Source organism: Pseudactinotalea sp. Z1732, from assembly GCF_049724975.1.
GTDB lineage: Bacteria > Actinomycetota > Actinomycetes > Actinomycetales > Beutenbergiaceae > CALKWS01.
In genome coordinates this window covers 660,865-681,144 of record NZ_JBMPQC010000002.1, presented here as the reverse complement: position 1 = coordinate 681,144, position 20,280 = coordinate 660,865, and the positions used below count along the sequence as shown (strand labels likewise).

Genomic DNA, 20,280 nt, shown 5'->3' with positions numbered 1-20,280 from the left:
GACCCGAGCCGCCCCGGGGCTGCCCTCAGAGCCGGATCTGCGCGTCAGAGGACGTAGGCGAGCAGGAACCCGTCGTAGCCCTTGGCGCCCACGGACTGCATCGCGGTGGCCTCCAGGGTGCCCTCGCGCACCGCTGCCCCGATCGCCTCCACCATGGTGCGGGTGCCCTGGACATCGGGCCGGTCACTTTCGGCGTCCGCCACAGCACCGGCGCGCACCACGTTGTCCACGACGATCACCGACCCCGGACGAGTGAGCCGCAGGGCCCAGTCCAGGTACGAGGGGTTGTTCTCCTTGTCCGCGTCGATGAACACCAGGTCGAACGGATCACCATCGACGAGGCTCGGCAGCGACTCGACCGCCGGGCCCTCGAGGATCTCCACCCGATCGCTCAATCCGGCGCGTTCGATATTCCCGCGGGCCACCGCTGCGTGTTCCGGGGAGTACTCCAGGGAAACCGTCACCCCGTCCTCGCCCGCGGCACGGGCCAGATGGATCGTGGAATAGCCGAACAGAGTCCCGACCTCCAGGACCCGGCGTGCCCCGGCGGTGCGGGCCAGCACGCTGAGGAACCCGCCGAGCAATTCGGAGACCTGGATCTGCGGCAGCGCGGCACCGTCGCGCATCGCCGCTGTCAGGATCGGGTCCGGGGGTCGCAGGTGGTCGGCGAAGTAGCCATCCACCTTGTACCACAACCGTTCGAGGGTGTTCATCGTACCTCCACGTGCTTCAGGCCCCGGCGCAGCGCCCGGCCGTAGGTGACATCGGGGTCCAGGTGCCGCAGATCCTCCATCAGGCAGTCCTCCAGCGGACGCTTGGCCATCGCTACCTGACGTTGCGGCTCGTGCTCGGTCGAGATGGTCACGGTCGCCGAGCCTTCGGGGCGGTGCAGCGAGATGGTGCCGGTCTCGCGGTGCAGGTCCACGCCGCTGATCACGCTCGAGTCCTCGTCGTGCACCACCAGTGCCGAGCACTCCAGGGCACTGGCGAACCATGCGGCCAGCAGGTGCAGGGAGGGCCGGCCGCTGTCACCGTGCACAGTGACACCGGTGATGGTGGCACCCGGGTCGCTCTCGACCACGCCGGCGCTCAGTCCCCGCCACAGCGTGGTACGGGCCCAGGACAGATCGGTGTCACCGGGGGAGTAGCCCTCCCGTAACTCGTGCAGACGCTGCACGCCGCGGGAGACCTCGCCGACGTCACTGATCCGGCGCTGGGCGATCCGGCCCAACGGGTCCTGCGCCAGGTTCGCGGGAGGCTCCTTGGGCCACCACGCAACGAGCGGGGCATCCGGCAGCAGCAGTGGGGTGACCAAGGTGTCCACAGTGTCCCGGGTGGTGCCGAGCGGGCGCAGGATCACCACTTCACTCGCCCCGGCGTCACCGCCCACCCGGATCTCGGCGTCCAGGCGAGCGGGATGATCCACGTCACCCGGGTCGATCACCACCACCCGGCAGGGGTGTTCCCTGCTGGCCCGGTTGGCTGCCTCCACCGCTGGCTCGACGTCGCCACCGGAGGAGACGATCACCAGGGTGAGGACGCGGCCCAGCGCACGAGCCCCGCCCTGCTCACGTAGTTCGACTAGTTTTGCGCCGACCTCGGCGCTGGTGGTGCCTTGCAGCGTGACGATCACGGCTGCCTCCAAGTACGTCCGTCACGGGCCAGCATCTTTTCGGCCGATTCCGGGCCCCAGCTCCCGGGCCGGTACGGATCCGGACTGCCGTTGGCCTCCCAGTACTCGATGATCGGATCCAGGATCTGCCAGGACAATTCCACCTCACGTTGACGGGGGAACAGCGGGGGGTCGCCGAGCATCACATCAAGCAGGAGTCGCTCGTAGGCCTCCGGGGAGGCCTCCGTGAAGGCGTGCCCGTACCCGAAGTCCATGGTGACGTCCCGAACCTCCATCGCGGTCCCGGGCACCTTGGAGCCGAACCGGAGCGTGACGCCCTCATCGGGCTGGACGCGGATCACGATGGCGTTCTGGCCCAGCACCTGGGTGTCGTTGAGGTCGAACGGCAGGTGCGGGGCACGCTTGAAGACCACCGCGATCTCGGTGACCCGGCGGCCCAGGCGCTTGCCGGTGCGCAGGTAGAACGGCACCCCGGCCCAGCGGCGGGTGTCGATGTCCAGCCGGATCGCGGCGTAGGTCTCGGTGGCCGAAGCCGGGTCGATGCCGTCCTCGGCCAGGTAGCCCTGTACCTGTCGACCACCCTGCCAACCGGCCGCGTACTGGCCGCGGGCGGTGTGCTTGCCGAGGTCCGCGGGCAGACGCACCGCTGAGAGGATCTTCTCCTTCTCCGCCCGTAGGGCGTCGGCGTCGAACGAGACCGGCTCCTCCATCGCAGTCAGGGCGAGGAGTTGGAGCAGGTGGTTCTGGATGACGTCCCGGGCGGCACCGATGTCGTCGTAGTAGCCCGCCCGGGTGCCGATACCGATGTCCTCGGCCATGGTGATCTGGACGTGGTCCACGTACGCCTCGTTCCAGACCGGCTCGAACATCATGTTCGCGAACCGCATCGCGAGCAGGTTCTGGACGGTCTCCTTGCCCAGGTAGTGGTCGATCCGGAAGACCGACTCGGCTGGGAACACCCGCTCCACGGCCTCGTTCAAACTGCGGGCGCTGCCCAGGTCGTGCCCGAAAGGCTTCTCGATGACAACCCGGCGCCAGGCGCCGTTGTCGTCCCGGGACAGACCCGAGGCGGCCAGCCGCTCACACACCACCGGGAACTGTGCCGGCGGGATGGAGAGGTAGAACGCATGGTTTCCACCGGTGCCGCGTTCGACGTCGAGTTCCTTGACGGTACGGGCCAGTCTCTCGAAGGCCTCCGGGTCGGTGAACTCACCCTGGACGAACCGGATGCCCTGCCGGAGTTGGCGCCACGCGTCTTCGTCGAACGGGGTCCGGGCGTGCTGGCGGACGGCCTCGTAGGCGATCTGCTCGAAGTCCTGCCGGTCCCAGTCGCGCCGTGCGAACCCGGTCAGGGCGAAGCCCGGGGGAAGCAGACCCCGGTTGGCCAAGTCATAGATCGCCGGGATCAACTTGCGTTTGGCCAAGTCACCGGTCACCCCGAAGAGCACCACTCCGCATGGTCCGGGGATGCGGGGTAGCCGCCGGTCCGCGGGGTCGCGCAGCGGGTTGGCACTGGCGCCCTCGGGACGGACCAGGCTCATGCGGACACACCGGGGGTGGACCCCTCGGTGGCCTCGCGCAGTCCGGTCTCGACCGTGGCCAGCAACTCGTCCCAACTGTCGATGAACGACTGGACGCCGGCGGTCTCCAGTTCGTCGAGGATCTGGTCGTAGTGCACCCCCAGGCGCTGCACCTCGTCGATCACGTGCTGGGCCTGCTCATACGTGCCCCGAACGGTGTCGGCGCCGGTGGCGGCGGAGTGGTCGGCGACGGCGGCCAGCGTTGCGGCCGGCATCGTGCTGACCACGTCGGTGGTGACGAGTTCGTCGACGTACATGGTGTCGGGGTAGGCGTCGTCCTTGGTCCCGGTGGAGGCCCACAGCAGGCGTTGGGGATGGGCACCGGCCGCGGCGAGTTCGGTGAAGACCGGGGAGGAGAAGACTTCCTCGAACACCTGGTAGGACAGCCGGGCCCCGGCGATCGCGCTGCGTCCGCGCAGGGACGCGGCCTGATCGGTACCGATCTCATCGAGGGCGGCATCGACCTTGGAGTCGATCCGGGACAGGAACACCGAGGCAACCGATCGGATCGTGGACAGGTCGAGCCCCGCCGCGTGTGCCCGCTCCAACCCGTCCAGGTAGGCCTGGGCCACGGCCCGGTAGCGGTCCAGGGAGAAGATCAGGGTCACGTTGACACTGATTCCGGCGCCGATCGCAGCGGTGATCGCCGGCAAGCCCTCGGGGGTGGCCGGGATCTTGATCATCACGTTAGGCCGGTCCACCGTCTCCCACAGCATCTGCGCGGCCTGCACGGTCCCGTCGGTGTCGTGCGCCAACCGGGGGTCGACCTCGATCGAGACCCGCCCGTCCTGGCCGCCGCTTCGGTCGTACACGTCGGCGAACAAGTCGCAGGCGGCGCGTACGTCGTCGGTGGTCAATGTCAGTACCGCCGCCTCGGCGTCGGACCCGGCCGCGGCGAGTTCGGCGAGTTGGGCGACATAGGCGGTCCCCTTGCTGACCGCGCCGGCGAAGATGGTGGGATTGGTGGTCACCCCCACCACGTTCCGGGTATCGATCAGATTGGCCAAACTGCCGTCGCGCAGCGCAGTGCGGGACAGGTCGTCGAGCCACACCGAAACGCCGGCGCGGCTGATCCGGGTCAGGGCGGAGTCGGTCATGGCAGTTCTCCTTCGCTCAGGCTGGCCCGCCGGCTGCGGCCAGGGACTCCTCGGCTGCGGCGACGGCGGCCTCGGCGGTAATGCCGAACTCGCGGTACAACGTCTTGTAGTCGGCGGACCCACCGAAGTGCTCCAGGGAGACCGCGCGCCCTGCCTCGCCGAGGTAACGGTGCCAGGACAGGGCGACACCAGCCTCGATGCTGACCCGGGCACGCACGGCGGCCGGGAGCACCTCTTCGCGGTAGGCGTCGTCCTGCTCCTCGAACCACTCCAGGCAGGGGGCCGAGATCACCCGCGTCGGCACACCCTTGGCCTCCAGCGCGGTCCGGGCCTCGACGGCCAGCTGCACCTCCGAGCCGGTGGCGATCAGGAGCAACTGCGGTTCCCCGGTAGAGGCTTCCTGCAGGATGTAGGCACCCTTGGACAGACCGTCGGCTTCAGCGAACCCGTCGGTGCCGCGAGGGAAGGTCGGCACACCCTGTCGGGTCAGGACCAGGCCAGCTGGTTGGTCACGCTCCAGGATCGTCCGCCATGCCCGGGCCGTCTCGTTGGCATCAGCCGGGCGCACCAGGGCCAGCCCCGGGATGGCCCGGACCGCGGCCAGGTGCTCCACCGGCTGGTGGGTGGGACCGTCCTCACCCAGTCCGATCGAGTCGTGGGTCCACACGAACGTGGAGGGAGCACCCATCAGGGCGGCGAGCCGCACGGCCGGACGCATGTAATCGCTGAAGGTGAAGAAGGTGCCGCCGTAGGGTCGGGTGAGCCCGTTCAGCGCGATCCCGTTCACGATCGCCGCCATCGCGTGCTCGCGGATTCCGAAGTGCAGGGTACGCCCGTAGGGGTTGCCCTCGAACTGCTCGGTGGAGCGGTGCGCCGGCAGGAACGACGGTTCACCCTTCATGGTGGTGTTGTTCGAACCGGCCAGGTCGGCCGAGCCGCCCCACAGTTCGGGCAGCGGGTCGGCCAGGGCGGCCAGCACGGCACCGGAGGCAGCGCGGGTGGCCACGTCCTTCCCGGCCTCGAAGACCGGGAGCTCATCGGCCCAGCCCGGCGGGAGTTCACGCCCGCGCAGGCGCTCGAGCAGCGCGGCGCGCTCGGGGTTGTCCTGCGCCCACTGGTCGAACCTGGTGTTCCAGTCCGCGTGTGCCTTGGCGCCCCGGTCCACCAGGCCCCGGGCATGGGTGAGCACCTCGGGGGCCACCTCGAAGTCGCGCTCCGGGTCGAATCCGAGCGCCTTCTTCAGCCCCGCGACCTCCTCGGTGCCCAGTTTGGCGCCGTGGGCGCCGTGGGTGTTCTGGGCCGTGGGTGCCGGCCAGGCGATGATCGTGGACAACCGGATGAAACTTGGCTGGTCGGTGATCTCCTTGGCCTGCTGCAGGGCAGCAGCCAGGGCGTCGACGTCCTCGCGGTACTCGGTGCCGTTGTTGGTCCAGTCCACGTGCTGGGTGTGCCAGCCGTAAGCGGCGTAGCGGGCCGTCACATCCTCGGTGAAGGCGATGTCGGTGTCGCCCTCGATGGAGATCTGGTTGTCGTCCCAGATCACCACCAGGTTGCCCAGTTCCTGGGTTCCGGCCAGGGCCGAGGCTTCGGCGCTGACGCCCTCCTGCAGGTCGCCGTCGGAGGCGATCACATAGACGTGGTGGTCGAACAGCGACTCACCGGGCGCGGCGTCGGGGTCGAGGAGACCGCGTACCCGGCGCTGGGCGTAGGCCATCCCCACCGAGGTGGCCAGCCCCTGTCCCAACGGACCGGTGGTGGTCTCCACACCGTCGGTGTGGCCGTACTCGGGGTGGCCGGGTGTCCTGGAGTTGAAGGTGCGCAGTGCCGCGAGGTCGGCAACCTCCAGGCCGAACCCGCCCAGGAACAACTGGATGTACTGGGTCAGGCTGGAGTGCCCGGCGGACAGCACGAACCGGTCCCGGCCGAGCCAGTGCGGATCGGCCGGGTCCGAAGCCATGGTGTTCTGGTACAGCAGGTACGCCAGGGGCGCGAGGCTGATCGCGGTGCCGGGGTGGCCGTTGCCGGCCTTCTCCACCGCGTCGGCGGCGAGCACGCGAGCGGTATCGACTGCGCGCAGATCAAGGTCGGTCCATCCGGTGGTGGTGGCCTTGGGGGCTTTGGCGTTCACGGGCTTCCCTTCGATGACCCCGCGGCGGGGCCGGTGGACGTGCAGTTCTGGGATGCTGGTGGGCTGCACCAGCCTGGTGCGCGGATCGCGCAGGGCTCGGAGTTGGTTCTGCTGGTGCGAGCCTACCGACTTCCCCCGCCCGCACACCTGGTGCGCCGGAGCGGGTGCGATGGGCCCACGCCAACGTATCTGATTCGAGGATAGCGCTTTCCGTCTCGGGGGAACAGCACCTTCCCACCTTGTGGACGTCGCGCAGTGGCACGGCCTGTGCGCGATCCAGGGCCGAGGGCCCCTAGACTGGCAGGCAGACGAGTGAGCACAGGTCTGGGTCCCCGGCAGGTCGGATTCGGTTGTGCTGCATGGAGATGGTGAGGTCGTGTCGCACACCGAGGCAACCAGTCCGGCGGTACCCGGGACGCCGCCCGCGTCCGCGGCGGTCGGTCCGAAGGCACCCGCACGGCGAGGCGCTGACCCCGAGCGGACCTGGAGATCCACCCTCAAGGCCTATGTCGCCCTGACCAAGCCGCGGATCATCGAACTGCTGCTGATCACCACGGTGCCGACGATGTTCCTGGCCCAGGGCGGCTTCCCGGGCTGGTGGCTGGTGGTGGTCACCCTGATCGGCGGTGCGGCCGCGGCCGGCTCGGCCAACGTGTTCAACATGATCTACGACCGCGACATCGACGCGGTGATGAATCGGACCAAGAACCGCCCGCTGGTCACCGGAGAGGTGACGGTGCGCCAGGCGATGGTCTTCGCCTTCGCTCTCGGCGTCTTCTCGGTGGCCTGGCTCGGGCTGGTGGTCAACTGGGTGGCCGCAGTGCTGTGCCTGGCTGCGATCGTGATGTACGCGGTGGGTTACACCATGCTGCTCAAGCGCCACACCACCCAGAACATCGTCTGGGGCGGCGCTGCCGGTTGTATGCCGGTGCTGATCGGGTGGTCGGCGGTGACCGGGTCCCTGTCCTGGGCGCCGGTGCTGCTGTTCGGCATCATCTTCTTCTGGACCCCGCCGCACTACTGGCCGCTGTCGATGAAGTTCAAGGCTGATTACGCCGCCGCGAACGTCCCGATGCTGCCGGTGGTCTCCGCCGACACCCGGGTGGCCCGGCAGATGATCGGTTACACCGTGGCGATGATCGCCTGCTCGCTGGCGTTGGTGCCGGTAGCGGGTATGGGCTGGTTGTACCTCGTGGCCGCTGCGGGCTCGGGGGGTTGGTTCCTGTGGTTGTGCCTGTCACTGTTCCGGCGGGCCCGCGATGGCGATGGCAGGAAGTTGCGCGCGATGAAGGTCTTCCACGCCTCGATCACGTACCTGACCGTGTTGTTCGTGGCGATTGCAGTCGATCCGTTCCTGCCCTTCTGAGCCGGTGGCCAGCCCAGCGAAGGCCGACCCGGCGCGGGCCGACGACGACGGCGCGGGCACCTTCACGGATGTGTTGCGCCAGTACCTGGCGCACCTGGGCATCGAGCGGGGCCTGTCCGAGCACACCCTGAGTGCCTACCGACGGGACCTGAGCCGCTACGCCCGGTTCCTGGCCGCCCTGCCGCGCACGGACCTGGAGCACGTGACCGAGACCGATGTCGGGGCGTTCGTGGAGGCGATTCGTTCCGGTGCCGACGGGGGGACCGCACTCTCGGCGTCCTCCGCTTCCCGCACGGTTGTCGCGGTGCGGGGATGGCACAAGTTCGAGGCGCTGGAGGGCCGCACCACGCATAATCCGGCCGCCAACGTCAAGCCTCCCGGAGCCACCAAGCGGTTGCCCAAGGCCATCCCGGTCGAGGTGATCGAGCAGGTGCTCGAGGGTGCCTCGGCTGCCCCGGGTGTGCTGGGACTGCGCGACCGGGCCTTACTGGAGGTCCTCTACGGCACCGGCGCGCGGATCAGCGAGACGGTGGGACTCAGCGTGGACGACGTGGTGCTGGACCGGTCCGCGGCCAGCGTGCGCCTGTTCGGCAAGGGCCGGCGCGAGCGGGTGGTGCCGATGGGTCGGTTCGCGGTGCAGGCACTGGAGGCCTATCTGGTGCGGGGGCGTCCGGTACTGGCCTCGAAGGGCAAGGGCAACGCTGCGTTGTTCCTGAACCAGCGGGGCAACCCGCTCAGCCGGCAGAGCGCCTGGGCGGTGCTGCAGCAGGCCGCGGAACGTGGCGGAGTGCAGGCGCACCTGTCCCCGCACACCATGCGCCACTCCTACGCCACCCACTTACTCGCCGGGGGAGCGGACGTGCGGGTGGTGCAGGAACTGCTCGGGCACGCCTCGGTCACCACCACCCAGATCTATACCCACCTGACCCGCGAGACGCTGCGCGAGGTCTACGCCGCCTCCCACCCCCGCGCGCTCGGGTGAGCCGGCCCGCCGGTGCCCGGCAGGCCCGCGCGGGCAGGTGTGTGCCGACGCATGCTCGCCCGACCGGGAGGCGTGACCGGGACCTGTGCCGCAGGCGCGTGCACCGGGCGGTGCCGGCTCAGAAGTCGTCACGAATGTGGACCGCCCACCCGCCGAGGGCCTGGTCGAGCACGGCATCGGTGGCCGCGTTCCCGCGACTGAGTCCACCGGCCATACGGATGTTCGCGCTCGACTGGACCCCGGACCACGCCAGCGCCAGCCCGCCGGGGGTGTACACCGGCGCGTCCGGAGGAGCATCCCCCACGGCGCCGATGCGCGAGCACGCCGGGGCGTCGTCGTCGGCCTCGCCCGGCGGGCGCAGCCGGTAGGTGCCGTCCATGCTGCCCAGGCCGTCCCCGGCGACGGCGAAGATGATCTCCCGGCGTACCGGGACCTCGCGCACCGAGAAGGCGGCCGCGACGTCGTCCACGCGCAGCATGTACGGGTTGACCGAGGTGGTGCGCCACTGCCGCGGCGGGAGGAACAACCGGGCCACGTCCGTCCCGGAGGTGCGCAACCTGATCCGCCCCACCACCGCGCTGAAGGAGCCCAGGGTCCGCCAGAGCGCCCGATAGGCCTCGGGGGCCAGGGCGAGGATCTCCACGACGTTCAGCACGGCGTCCGCACCGTCCCCGCTCCCGCGATCCCAGGAGGCGTAGCCCAGAACCTGGCCGTCCGGGCCCACGGCGAGGGTCACCCCGGTGAACTCCTCGGTGAGGTCCACCGCCGGGAAGCAGGGCCCGGTGCGGGTCAGCGGCCCGTTCTGCTTGCTCGCCCACTGGGTGTAGACCTCGAACACCGCGTCGAAGTCCGCGGCGGTGGCACGCCTGGTGCGCACCAGGGGGGTGCCGGGCCGCACCTCGGCCGCGACCGTGCTGGCGATCTCGACGGTGTCCTGACTCGCGATGAGCTCGAAACCGAACCTGCGGTAGATCCCGGGGGCGGAGGCGAACAGGGTTGAGATCACGTCACCCTCGCCGTGGGCGTGCTCCAGCATCTGCGCCAGCAGCGGGGCGAGCAGACCGCGGCCCCGGTACTCGGCCGCGACCGTGACCCCGGCGAGACCACAGGTGGGCACGAGCGCGCCACCGAAGTGGGACCGGTAGGCATGGCGCGCCGCCTTGGCTGCCAGGGTGGCACCGTCGAAGGTGCCCCACTCGGTGGCGCCCGGGGGAGGCCACGGACGGCGCTGGGCGTCCCCGTGCTGGGGGCCCACGGGAAACCCGAAGGCCTCCCGGCCCAGCGTGATCGCCTCGGTCTTGTCGGCAGCGCCGAGTTGCCTGATCTGAAAGGGCATTCCCGGAGCCTAGAGGACGTGGAAACGCCGCGTGTACCGGAGGGCTGCCCGGCGCGCATAGTTTGTCCTGACTGTTCCGGGCAGTAAGTTGGCGGCGTGAGCACCGACAACCCGGCGCAGACCGCGCGCGACTTTCCCGTCCCCGAGCCGCTGGGCGCGCACGGGCCGGCGCGGATCATCGCGATGTGCAACCAGAAGGGCGGGGTCGGCAAGACCACCACCACGATCAACCTCGGCGCGGCCCTGGCCGAGTACGGGCGTAAGGTGCTGCTGGTGGATCTGGACCCGCAGGGTGCCGCCTCGGCCGGGCTGGGCGTGAACGCGCTGGAGCTGGACCGGACGATCTACACCGAGTTGATGGCGCAACGACCCGACATCACGGCGGTGACCCATCCCACCTCGGTGGAGGGCCTGGACCTGGTGCCGGCCAACATCGACCTGTCCGCCGCCGAGGTGCAACTGGTCAACGAGGTGGCGCGTGAGCAGGCGCTGGCCCGGGTGCTGCGCCCGGCCACGGAGAACTATGACGTCATCCTGATCGACTGCCAGCCTTCCCTGGGGTTGCTCACCGTGAACGCCCTGACCGCCGCACACGGGGTGATCATCCCGCTGGAGACCGAATTCTTCGCCCTGCGCGGGGTGGCGTTGCTGGTGGAGACGATCGAGAAGGTCCGCGACCGGCTCAACCCGCGCCTGCACGTGGACGGCATCCTGGCCACCATGTACGACGCGCGGACCCTGCACTCCCGCGAGGTGCTGGCCCGGGTGCAGGAGGCCTTCGGGGAGCAGGTGTTCGAAACGGTCATCACCCGGACGGTGAAGTTCCCCGACGCCTCGGTGGCGACCGAACCGATCACCTCTTACGCCCCGAACCACGCCGGCGCCTACAACTACCGCAAACTCGCCCGCGAGCTGATCAACCGTGGCGACGTCGCCTGACGTCGGCGACCAGACGGGCGGCGCCGAGGAAGAGCCGGGCGACGCGGGCGACCAGTCCGCCGGGTCGGTGCAGTTGGCCTCCCGACCGGGCTTCGAGGTGCAGCTGGAGAACTTCTCCGGGCCCTTCGACCTCCTGCTCTCCCTGATCGCCAAGCACAAGATGGACGTCACCGAGGTGGCCCTGGCGGTGGTCACCGACGACTTCATCGCCCACCTGCGCGCCCAGAGCGAGTGGGACCTGTCCCAGGCCAGTGAGTTCCTGGTGATCGCCGCCACGCTGCTGGACCTGAAGGCCGCACGGCTGCTGCCGCGGGGCAGCGCTGATGAGGCCGAGGACCTGGAACTGCTCGAGGCCCGGGACCTGCTGTTCGCCCGGCTGCTGCAGTACCGGGCGTTCAAGGAGGTCGCCGCCCACCTCCAGCGCGAGTGGTACCGGCTGGGACGTTCCCACGCCCGAAGCGTGAGCCTGGAGCCCCGGTTCGCCGAGCTGCTGCCCGAACTGATCCTGCGAATCACACCTGAGCAGTTCGCGGCGCTGGCCGCGGCCACGTTGGCGCCCAAGGACGAACCGGCCGGGGTCGACCTGTCCCACCTGCACAACCCGGTGGTGAGCGTGCGAGAGCAGGCCGCGATGATCGTGCAGCGGCTGCGCCGCCAGCGCAGCGTGACCTTCCGCTCTCTCGCCCGGGACGCCTCGGCACTGAACGTGGTGGTCGCTCGCTTCCTGGCGCTGCTGGAGCTCTATCGTGAGGACGTGGTGGCCTTCGACCAGGCCGACGCGCTGTCCGAACTGACCATCAGGTGGACCGGCGGCGACGACGGCGACGTCGACGTGACCGATGACTATGACGATGTCGCCGCGCCCGCAGGTCCGGGCCGGCACGCCGATGCCGGTCATGCAACGGAGGAACGATGAACCAGGAGCACCCCGGCGATCCCGGTGCGGCTATGACCGACGACGACGCAACTCCCGCGGGCCACGACGGTTCCGCGCCGTCCGAAGCCGGCGGTGCGGACACCGAGGGGCCGTTGCCGGTGCTGGGTGAGCCCGGTGGATTGCACGGGGCGCTGGAGGCGATCCTGATGGTCACCGACGCCCCCGTCGCCACCGAGCACCTGGCCAGCGTGCTGAAGGTCCCCACCGAGCGGATCCGCACCGCCCTGGCCGACCTGGTCCGCGACTACGCCGAGGGCCCGCGCCCTCGCGGCTTCGAACTGCGCGAGGCGGGGGGAGGGTGGCGCGTGTACTCCGCGCCCGCATTCGCCGACGCCGTCGAGGCCTTCGTGCTCGAGGGCCAGACCGCCCGGCTCACGCAGGCTTCCCTGGAGACGCTGGCCGTGATCGCCTACCGCCAGCCGGTCTCGCGTGGCCGGATCGCCGCCATCCGCGGGGTGAACGTGGACTCGGTGGTGCGCACGTTGCTGACCCGTGGTCTGATCGAGGAGGCCGGGCAGGACGAGGAAGGTGGGGCGATGCGCTACCGCACCACGGCCTACTTCCTGGAACGACTGGGCTTGCGCACCATCGAGGATCTTCCGCCCCTGGCGCCCTATCTCCCGGACCTGGACTCCCTGGCAGATGTGGACGGACTGGGCTGATGGGAGCGCACGAACGATGAGCGAACAGGTGCACACCCCCTCGGGGGTACGGCTGCAGAAGGTGCTGGCCGGGGCGGGCCTGGGGTCCCGGCGCAAGTGCGAGGCGATCATCAGCGCCGGCCGGGTCAGCGTGGACGGGCAGGTGGTGCGCCAACTCGGGGTCCGAGTGGATCCGCGCACCGCGGTGATTCACGTGGACGGGCTGCGGGTGCAACTCGATGAGAAGGTCACCACCCTGGCCCTGAACAAGCCGCTGGGCGTGTACTCCACGATGGCGGACGAGCAGGGCCGCCCGGACCTGAGCACCTACGTGGCGGACCGGCCCGAGCGCCTCTTCCACGTCGGACGCCTGGACGCCGACACCGCCGGCCTGCTGCTGCTGACCAACGACGGCGAACTCGCCCACCGCCTGGCCCATCCCTCCTACGCGGTGCTCAAGACCTATGTGGCCCAGGTGCAGGGACAGGTCCCGCGCGGCCTGGGCCGCACCCTCAAGGCCGGGGTGGTCCTGGAGGACGGACCGGTCCACGTCGACGCCTTCACCGTGCTGGACAGTTCCCCGGAGGCCAGCCTGGTGGAGATCACCCTGCACGAGGGCCGCAACCACATCGTGCGCCGGCTGCTGGCGCAGGTGGGCTACCCGGTGACGCGACTGACGCGCACCCGGATGGGCCCGATCCGACTCGACCGGCTCAAACCGGGACGCACCCGCGTCATCGACGGACCCGAACTGGGCCGGCTGATGGCTGACGTCGGCCTCTGAGGCAGGGGTGGTGGGACCGGCTCGCGAATGCGAGGTATGGTGCGGGACGTGAATTCGCTGGCCTCGACCACCGGTCCGGTCCTGATCGTGGGCACCGGTCTCCTCGGCGCCAGCATCGGTCTCGGGCTGCGCAGCCTCGATGTGCCGGTGTGGCTGCAGGACGCCTCACCGACCGCTGTCGCCCTGGCGCGTGACGTCGGTGCCGGCCAGATCCGGGGACCCGAGCACACCGACCCCGCCCTGGTGATCATCGCCGCCCCGCCCGACGTCACCGCCGACCTGATCACTGCGGCGCTGCGGGAGTTCTCCGGGGCCGTGGTCACCGACGTGGCCAGCGTCAAGGGGGTCCTGCTGGAGGAGTTGCGCGAGGTCGAGGGGCTGGACCTGCGCCGGTACGTGGGCTCGCACCCGATGGCGGGCCGGGAGCGTTCCGGTGCGGCCGCCGCCACCTCTGAGTTGTTCGCCGGACGTCCCTGGGTGATCGCCGCCCACCCCGAGGTGGATCCTGCTGCGGTGCGCACGGTGCGGCACCTGGCCGCCGACCTGGACGCCAGCCCGGTGCACCTGGAGCCGGTTGAGCACGACGAGGCCGTGGCGCTGGTCTCCCACCTGCCCCAGATGATGGCGTCCCTGGTGGCCGGCCGGCTCGTGGGTGCCGCGCCGGAGGCACTGGCCCTGTCGGGTCAGGGCCTGCGCGACGTCACCCGGATCGCGGCCAGCGACGCACGCCTGTGGGCGGCGATCATCACCGGCAATGCTGCGGCGGTACACGACGGCCTGCGAGCGGTCCGGGCGGACCTGGACGAGGTGATCACCGCCCTGGAGCGGGCCGCCACCGAGGGACCCCTCGCGGAAGGTGCCGCGGGTGCGGTCTCGGCACTGATCGGTGCCGGTAACGAGGGCGCCGGGCGGATACCGGGCAAGCATGGCGGTGCTCGGCGCCACTATGTCGAGGTGACGGTGCTGGTTCCCGACGAACCCGGCGAGCTGGGCCGGCTGTTCACCGAGATCGGCCAGATCGGTGTGAACATCGAGGACTTCGCGATGGAACATTCCCCGAAACAGAAGGTAGGGATGGCGATCGTGTCGGTACTGCCCGATGCCGCCGGCCGGCTCGAGCGGGACCTGGGCGACCGGGGCTGGCGGGTGGTGGCGCCATGACCAGCCCATCCGGCCTGGTGGTGGCCATCGACGGCCCCTCCGGCACCGGCAAGTCCACCATCTCCAAGCGCGTCGCGGCCGACCTCGGCCTGGCCTACCTCGACACCGGGGCCATGTACCGGGCTCTGACCTGGTGGTGCCTGCACCAGGGCATCGACCTGACCGACACCGACGCGGTGGCCGCGCAGGCACGCGCCATGCCGCTCCGGATCGGCACCGACCCGGCCCGCCCGAGTTTCGCCGTCGGCGAACACGACGTGACCACCCGGATCCGCACCTCGGATATCTCCACCCGGGTCTCAGCCGTGGCCACGAACCTGGCGGTACGGGCCGAACTGCAAGAGCGTCAGCGTGCCGAGATCGCCGCCGAGGGCCGTCCCGGCGGGTTCAGCCAAGGCCGTGGCATCGTCGCCGAGGGCCGCGACATCACCACCGTGGTGGCCCCGCAGGCTCAGGTGCGGATCCTGCTGCTCGCCGATGAGCACGCGCGCCTGGCTCGGCGCAGCAACGAACTTCACGGACGTGTCGATGCCGAGGCGATCGAGGCGACCCGTGACCAGGTGCTGCGCCGTGACGCCGAGGACGGCACCGTGTCCAACTTCAGCACCGCCGCGCCGGGCGTGATCCCGGTGGACACCTCCCAGATGAGCCTGGATGAGGCGGTCGCGGCGGTCCGGGATCTGGTGGAGGCAACGCGATGAGTGACGCACGACCCGGCGACCCGAAGCCAAAACGGACGGCGAAGCCCGACCCGTCCAGCCCTGGGCAGGCGATCAAGCCTGAGCACATCCGCCGGTGGGGCCCGATCTGGTCGCGCCGCGTGGGCTGGGTGCTGGCGAAGGTGCTGTGGAACACCAAGGTGATCGGCGCCCACCACGTGCCCAGGACCGGCAGGGTCCTGATCGCGGCGAACCACACCGGCATCATCGACGGTCCGTTGCTGCACGGGGTGATCCCGCGCTCGTCGTTCATCATCATCAAGGAGGAGATCTTCAAGGTCTTCGTCATCGGCTTCCTGATGCGCTGGGCCGGTCAGATCCCGGTGGACCGCCGGAACGGCCGGGCGGCGCTGCTCACCGCGCTGACGATGCTGAACGAGGACCGCCTGGTCGGGGTCTTCCCCGAGGGCAGCCGCGGGAGTGGCGACGTCAAGTCGACCAAGGCCGGCATCGCATGGCTCGCGGTGCGCTCGGGCGCCCCGGTGGTGCCGGTGGCGATCCTGGGCACCCGGCCGCCGGGGGAGAAGGCCGGACACGTACCCGGCCCACGCGCCAAACTGCACGTGGTCTACGGGGCGCCGTTCGTGCCGGCCGATCCCGAGGCTGGCACCGGACGCGCGGCCGTGGCCGAGGCAATGACGGTGATCCAGGAGAAGATGAGCGAGCACGTGCGCCAGGCCTCGACCAGCACCGGGGTGCCGTTGCACTCGGCGACCGAGATCTGAAACCTCTGTCACAGCACCAGAGGGCGCGCACACCCGTGCTGGTGCGCGATGATGGCGGGGTGAATTCCACCGAGTACCCCGCCATGCCCGACGACGCCGCCGCCGCCTGGGAGCAGCAGCCGCCGGATCTGAGCGAATCACCCGAGCAGGCCCAGCGCGCCGAGGCGCTGCGTGCCGGACTGCAGGCCTACGACCTGGCCGACGCGGACCTGGCGCTGCTGTCCGGCGATGACACCGAGGGCACCGGCGAGGAACCGGAGGGTCCGCTGCCGGTGCTGGCGGTGATCGGGCGCCCGAACGTGGGCAAGTCGACCCTGGTGAACCGCATCCTGGGCCGGCGCGAGGCCGTGGTCCAGGACACCCCGGGGGTGACCCGGGACCGGGTGCTCTACCCGGCGGAGTGGGCCGGGCGGCGGTTCATGCTGGTGGACACCGGCGGCTGGGAGCATGACGCGAAGGGGTTGCCGGGTCGGGTGGCCGAACAGGCCGAGGCCGCGATCGAGGTCGCCGATGCGGTGATGTTCGTGGTCGATGCCACGGTGGGACCCACCAGCACCGACGAGCACGTGGTGCGGCTGCTGCGTCGTTCGGGCCGGCCCACGGTCCTGGTCGCGAACAAGGTGGACAGCCAGCGGGCCGAGGCCGACGCGGCGATGCTGTGGTCACTCGGGCTGGGCGAGCCCTACCCGGTTTCGGCGCTGCACGGGCGCGGCTCAGGTGACCTGCTGGACCGGGCCATGGAGCTGCTGCCGGCCACCTCCCAGGTTGCCGGGCGGGGTCTGGCCGAGGGACCGCGCCGGGTGGCCCTGATCGGACGCCCTAATGTGGGCAAGTCCTCTCTGCTGAACTCCCTGACCGGCACCGACCGGGTGGTGGTGGACGAGGTCGCCGGCACCACGCGGGACCCGGTGGACGAACTGGTCCGGCTGGGCGAGCGGGACTGGTGGTTCGTCGATACCGCGGGAATCCGGCGCCGCGTGCACCAGACCTACGGGGCGGACTTCTATGCCTCGCTACGCACCCAGGGAGCGCTGGAGAAGGCCGAGGTCGCGGTGGTGCTGATCGACGCCTCGGAGCGGCTGACCGAGCAGGACACCCGAGTGATCCAGCAGGCGATCGACGCCGGGCGAGCCCTGGTGATCGCGTTCAACAAGTGGGACCTGATGGATGAGGAACGCCGGGACCTGCTCGAGCGGGAGATCGAACTGGACCTGGTCCAGGTGCGTTGGGCGCCCCGGGTGAACATCTCCGCCCTGACCGGGTGGCACACGAACCGGTTGGTCCGGTCACTGGAGACCGCCCTGGAGTCCTGGGACACCCGGGTGCCGACCGGGAAGCTCAACGCGTTCCTGGGTGACCTGACCGCGGCCAACCCCCACCCGGTTCGCGGGGGCAAGCAGCCCCGGATCCTGTTCGCCACCCAGGCCGGCACCCGCCCACCCCGGTTCGTGGTGTTCGCCACCGGATTCCTGGACCCCGGCTACCGGCGATTCATCGAACGACGGCTACGGGAAACCTTCGGATTCACCGGAACCCCGATCGAGATCAGCGTGCGGGTGCGGGAGAAGCGCCGGCGCCGTTGAGGGTGTGAACCGGCCGGCCACCGCGCCATCGGGGGAGGGGGGCGCAGCAGCCGGCCCGTCCGCCTAGACAACCGGTCCCGGATGAGAGCTCGATGAGATGTGGATGAGGGCACCTCATCCACCACCCGGGGTGGTCAGGCCCGGGGCTGGTGCTGCCCGGGCTCCTGGGTTCCGGACTCGGGCTCGACGAGTTCGGCCATAGCGGCCGCGAAGAATGAGCGCACCTGGCCCCAGTGCACCTGGGCATTGGCCAGGTGCTCGGTGAGCCGATCGATCTCGGCGTGCTGGGCCGCGGTGAGTTCCTTCTCGGCGCGCACCTGCTGCCGTTGCGCCAACTCCTGGCGCAGCCGCTCCACGGTGCGCTCAGCCTCCGCAAGCAGTTCGTTCAGGCTCGCCTCATCACCGTTGCTGTGCCGGGGCTGCGGCAGCGGAGAAGGTGCCATCACCACACGGTAGCGGCGATCAGCGTGATCGGGACAATCACGAACATACCCAGCACCCAGGCGGCCACGTACACCTTGGACTTGACCGCCAGGCTCGCCAGCCATTGCGCGCCGAGCACCGGCAGTGGGCGCAGCAGTGGCAGGCCGAAGATCACCAGGGCGCAGAAGACGTTGTAGAGCAAGTGAACGTAAGCCGCCTGTAGCGCCGGCCCCGCCTCGGCCCCGGTGAAGGCGAACGCCGCGATCAGTGCGGTGAGGGTGGTACCGATGTTCGCCCCGATGGTGAAGGGGTAGATCTGCTTCAGGGAGAACGTTCCGGACCCGGCCAGCGGCACCGCGAGTGAGGTGGTGGTGGTGGAGGACTGGACCATCACGGTCATCAGGGTGCCCGAGGCTATCCCGCTCAACGGGCCGCGCCCGATCGCCGCATGCAGAATGCGCTGGGCCCGGCCCACCATCAGCACCTTGAGGAGTCTCCCGATCAGGTTGATCACGGCCAGGATGCCGAGTACACCCAGCACGATCAGGATGAGCCCGCCGGCCACGGCCGGCAGCGGGGAGACCAGGCCGGTCAGGAACGCCGAGCCGGGAGAGGTGATCGCTCGTACCACCTCGCCCACCGCGGTGAACACGGTGGCGACGACTCCGCCGTCGGATCCGGAGGTCTGCGCCGTCAGCCACGCCGAGGAACGTTGCAGTACCCCGAAGACCAGTTCCAGGGGCAGGAAGATGGCCACCGACAACAGGTTGTACATGTCGTGCACGGTGGCGGCCCCGAAGGCCCGGCGAAAGGTCTCCTTGTCCCGGGACATGCCCAGGCTCACCAGGGTGGAGGTCATCGTGGTGCCGATGTTCGCGCCGATCATGATCGGGATGGCGATCCCGATCGGGAGCCCGCCGGCCACCATGCCCACCGTGATCGAGGTGGTGGTGGAGGATGACTGGGTCAGCGCGGTGGCCAGCAGTCCGATCATCAGCCCGATGAACGGGTTGGAGGCGAACTGGAACAGTTGTCCTGCGCCGTCGCCGGCAGCCAGTTTGAACCCGGACCCGATCAGGGCCACCGCGGTGATCAGGACGTAGATCCCGATCGACACCATGACCCATTCCGCGGCCCGCAGCTTCTTCCCGTGGAAGGGGAGGAAATGCAAGGGACTGCGCAGGGGAGCAGCGGGTGCCTGCACTGCGCTTGCCGGGGGGAGACCGACCTGGGTGGTACTCACGCGGCCCTGGCCTGGGTGACTAGTACTCGCACACCAACACTTCAGCACTCGCAGGCGAGATTCAGACGACATCCAGGTAAACGCCAGATGAACGCGCTATGAGGTACCTCACATCGGCGCCCTCATTCCGGTTCGGGGCGGGACCAGTTCGCCTCGGTGCGGTGCAGCAGTGAGACCACCGTGGTGCCCAGCACGAAGGCGCTGATAATCGCGGCGATCATCAGGCCCGGTTCGTTGTCGGTGCCCACCCGCTGGCTCAGCACGGTCTGGGCTACCACCTGGAAGGCCAGATGGAAACCGACCGGCGTCCACACGCTGCCGGTCTGGGTCCGCAGCAGACCCAGCACCACGGCCATTGCCAGGAACATGATGCCGCGCTCGGCCAGTACCCCCCACCCTTCCGAGGCCACCCACAGGGCGGTCCCGAACACCGTGAACAACACCGCTTGGGCGATGGCCGCCAGCCACGGGGCCATCACGGTGGTGAGGTTGCGCTGCAGGTAACCGCGGAAGATCAACTCCTCCGGGAGCGCTTCGAAGAAGAACACCAGGACCACCAACAACACGGCCCAGGCCAGGATGTGCGCCACCGGCACGTGGGCCTGCAGGCTGAGCCACCCGGCGCCCAGGGCGATGCCAAGTCCCAGGGCACTGGGCACCAGAAAGGCGACCACGCCGATCAGGAACGGACGCCAGGCCCTCGCGGACACGCCCAGTCCTATCCCGGACCATGCACGCCGGTCCAGATAGCGACGGGCGAGGATGACCATCGGGATCGCCAAACCTGAGATCAGGGCGGCGTTGGCCAGGCGCACCGGGATGCTCAACTGCCCGCCATAGAGGTTGGCGGTGAGCCAGGACATCAGGGCCCAGATACCCACGCCGGTGGCGAGAACCAGTCCGATCCGTACGACGAGTGGGGCGCGGGTGGTGCCGATGGCGGCTTCAGTAGGCATCGCAGGCAGCCTGACAAGACTGGACAGGGTGCGTCCAGTGCCATTCG

The 20,280-nt window shown here is 69.8% G+C and carries 19 protein-coding genes; 10 read left to right on the top strand and 9 right to left on the bottom strand.

The features are described from left to right. Nucleotides 1-44 precede the first annotated feature (44 nt). Genes ACPL7H_RS06945 through tkt form a run of 5 tightly spaced genes read right to left on the bottom strand, consistent with a single transcriptional unit; the run spans nucleotide 45 to nucleotide 6,438 of the window. On the bottom strand, nucleotides 45-713 hold the full coding sequence (locus tag ACPL7H_RS06945; protein ID WP_424796284.1) for an O-methyltransferase: 669 nt from the start codon (nucleotides 711-713) through the stop codon (nucleotides 45-47). Further along, nucleotides 710-1,633, bottom strand: a complete 924-nt coding sequence (locus ACPL7H_RS06940) for a glucose-6-phosphate dehydrogenase assembly protein OpcA (protein WP_424796283.1) — start codon at nucleotides 1,631-1,633, stop codon at nucleotides 710-712. The genes ACPL7H_RS06945 and ACPL7H_RS06940 overlap by 4 nt, the downstream gene beginning before the upstream one ends. Further along, nucleotides 1,630-3,174 carry a glucose-6-phosphate dehydrogenase gene (gene zwf, locus ACPL7H_RS06935; RefSeq protein WP_424796282.1) on the bottom strand — a complete coding sequence of 515 codons (1,545 nt, stop codon included), beginning with the start codon at nucleotides 3,172-3,174 and terminating at the stop codon, nucleotides 1,630-1,632. Before zwf ends, ACPL7H_RS06940 begins: the two co-directional genes overlap by 4 nt. After that, nucleotides 3,171-4,310 (bottom strand): transaldolase, encoded by a 1,140-nt coding sequence (gene tal / locus ACPL7H_RS06930; protein WP_424796281.1) that lies wholly within the window; start codon nucleotides 4,308-4,310, stop codon nucleotides 3,171-3,173. The genes zwf and tal overlap by 4 nt, the downstream gene beginning before the upstream one ends. Before the next feature lie 16 nt (nucleotides 4,311-4,326). Beyond that, nucleotides 4,327-6,438 carry a transketolase gene (gene tkt, locus ACPL7H_RS06925; RefSeq protein WP_424796280.1) on the bottom strand — a complete coding sequence of 704 codons (2,112 nt, stop codon included), beginning with the start codon at nucleotides 6,436-6,438 and terminating at the stop codon, nucleotides 4,327-4,329. A gap of 376 nt (nucleotides 6,439-6,814) precedes the next feature. On the opposite strand from tkt, the gene ACPL7H_RS06920 reads away from it, so the two are divergent. Next, on the top strand, nucleotides 6,815-7,804 hold the full coding sequence (locus tag ACPL7H_RS06920) for a heme o synthase (protein ID WP_424796279.1): 990 nt from the start codon (nucleotides 6,815-6,817) through the stop codon (nucleotides 7,802-7,804). Nucleotides 7,805-7,808: 4 nt separating this feature from the next. Then, nucleotides 7,809-8,786 (top strand): site-specific tyrosine recombinase XerD, encoded by a 978-nt coding sequence (locus ACPL7H_RS06915; RefSeq protein WP_424796278.1) that lies wholly within the window; start codon nucleotides 7,809-7,811, stop codon nucleotides 8,784-8,786. A gap of 118 nt (nucleotides 8,787-8,904) precedes the next feature. Here ACPL7H_RS06915 and ACPL7H_RS06910 read toward each other — a convergent pair whose 3' ends face one another. Next, nucleotides 8,905-10,122 (bottom strand): GNAT family N-acetyltransferase, encoded by a 1,218-nt coding sequence (locus tag ACPL7H_RS06910; protein ID WP_424796277.1) that lies wholly within the window; start codon nucleotides 10,120-10,122, stop codon nucleotides 8,905-8,907. A gap of 96 nt (nucleotides 10,123-10,218) precedes the next feature. Here ACPL7H_RS06910 and ACPL7H_RS06905 point away from each other — a divergent pair, with 96 nt between their 5' ends. The 8 genes from ACPL7H_RS06905 to der all read left to right on the top strand — a co-directional run bounded on the left by ACPL7H_RS06905 (nucleotide 10,219) and on the right by der (nucleotide 17,611). Further along, nucleotides 10,219-11,061: a ParA family protein gene (locus tag ACPL7H_RS06905; RefSeq protein WP_424785868.1), complete on the top strand. Its 843-nt coding sequence runs from the start codon at nucleotides 10,219-10,221 to the stop codon at nucleotides 11,059-11,061. Then, the gene (locus ACPL7H_RS06900) at nucleotides 11,045-11,977 is read left to right on the top strand and encodes a segregation and condensation protein A (protein WP_424796276.1); all 933 of its coding nucleotides are present in this window, start codon (nucleotides 11,045-11,047) and stop codon (nucleotides 11,975-11,977) included. Before ACPL7H_RS06905 ends, ACPL7H_RS06900 begins: the two co-directional genes overlap by 17 nt. Continuing rightward, complete coding sequence (gene scpB / locus ACPL7H_RS06895; protein WP_424785870.1) at nucleotides 11,974-12,660, top strand: SMC-Scp complex subunit ScpB; 687 nt, start codon at nucleotides 11,974-11,976, stop codon at nucleotides 12,658-12,660. Before ACPL7H_RS06900 ends, scpB begins: the two co-directional genes overlap by 4 nt. Nucleotides 12,661-12,676: 16 nt before the next feature. After that, nucleotides 12,677-13,423 carry a pseudouridine synthase gene (locus ACPL7H_RS06890; protein WP_424796275.1) on the top strand — a complete coding sequence of 249 codons (747 nt, stop codon included), beginning with the start codon at nucleotides 12,677-12,679 and terminating at the stop codon, nucleotides 13,421-13,423. 36 nt (nucleotides 13,424-13,459) lie between these two features. Continuing rightward, nucleotides 13,460-14,584 (top strand): prephenate dehydrogenase, encoded by a 1,125-nt coding sequence (locus ACPL7H_RS06885; RefSeq protein ID WP_424796274.1) that lies wholly within the window; start codon nucleotides 13,460-13,462, stop codon nucleotides 14,582-14,584. After that, the gene (gene cmk, locus ACPL7H_RS06880) at nucleotides 14,581-15,285 is read left to right on the top strand and encodes a (d)CMP kinase (protein ID WP_424796273.1); all 705 of its coding nucleotides are present in this window, start codon (nucleotides 14,581-14,583) and stop codon (nucleotides 15,283-15,285) included. The genes ACPL7H_RS06885 and cmk overlap by 4 nt, the downstream gene beginning before the upstream one ends. Next, nucleotides 15,282-16,028 (top strand): lysophospholipid acyltransferase family protein, encoded by a 747-nt coding sequence (locus ACPL7H_RS06875; protein ID WP_424796272.1) that lies wholly within the window; start codon nucleotides 15,282-15,284, stop codon nucleotides 16,026-16,028. The genes cmk and ACPL7H_RS06875 overlap by 4 nt, the downstream gene beginning before the upstream one ends. 83 nt (nucleotides 16,029-16,111) lie before the next feature. Beyond that, on the top strand, nucleotides 16,112-17,611 hold the full coding sequence (gene der / locus ACPL7H_RS06870) for a ribosome biogenesis GTPase Der (protein WP_424796340.1): 1,500 nt from the start codon (nucleotides 16,112-16,114) through the stop codon (nucleotides 17,609-17,611). A 134-nt stretch (nucleotides 17,612-17,745) separates the two neighbouring features. On the opposite strand, the gene ACPL7H_RS06865 is transcribed toward der, so the two are convergent. From ACPL7H_RS06865 to ACPL7H_RS06855, 3 genes are all read right to left on the bottom strand, one after another. Beyond that, a complete protein-coding gene (locus ACPL7H_RS06865; protein ID WP_424796271.1) occupies nucleotides 17,746-18,054 on the bottom strand; it encodes a hypothetical protein in 309 nt (102 codons plus the stop codon). Further along, complete coding sequence (locus tag ACPL7H_RS06860; protein ID WP_424796270.1) at nucleotides 18,054-19,154, bottom strand: Na/Pi cotransporter family protein; 1,101 nt, start codon at nucleotides 19,152-19,154, stop codon at nucleotides 18,054-18,056. The genes ACPL7H_RS06865 and ACPL7H_RS06860 overlap by 1 nt, the downstream gene beginning before the upstream one ends. Nucleotides 19,155-19,399: 245 nt before the next feature. Then, nucleotides 19,400-20,233, bottom strand: coding sequence for a lysostaphin resistance A-like protein (locus ACPL7H_RS06855; RefSeq protein WP_424796269.1), 834 nt, complete (start codon nucleotides 20,231-20,233; stop codon nucleotides 19,400-19,402). Between the last annotated feature and the right edge of the window lie 47 nt (nucleotides 20,234-20,280).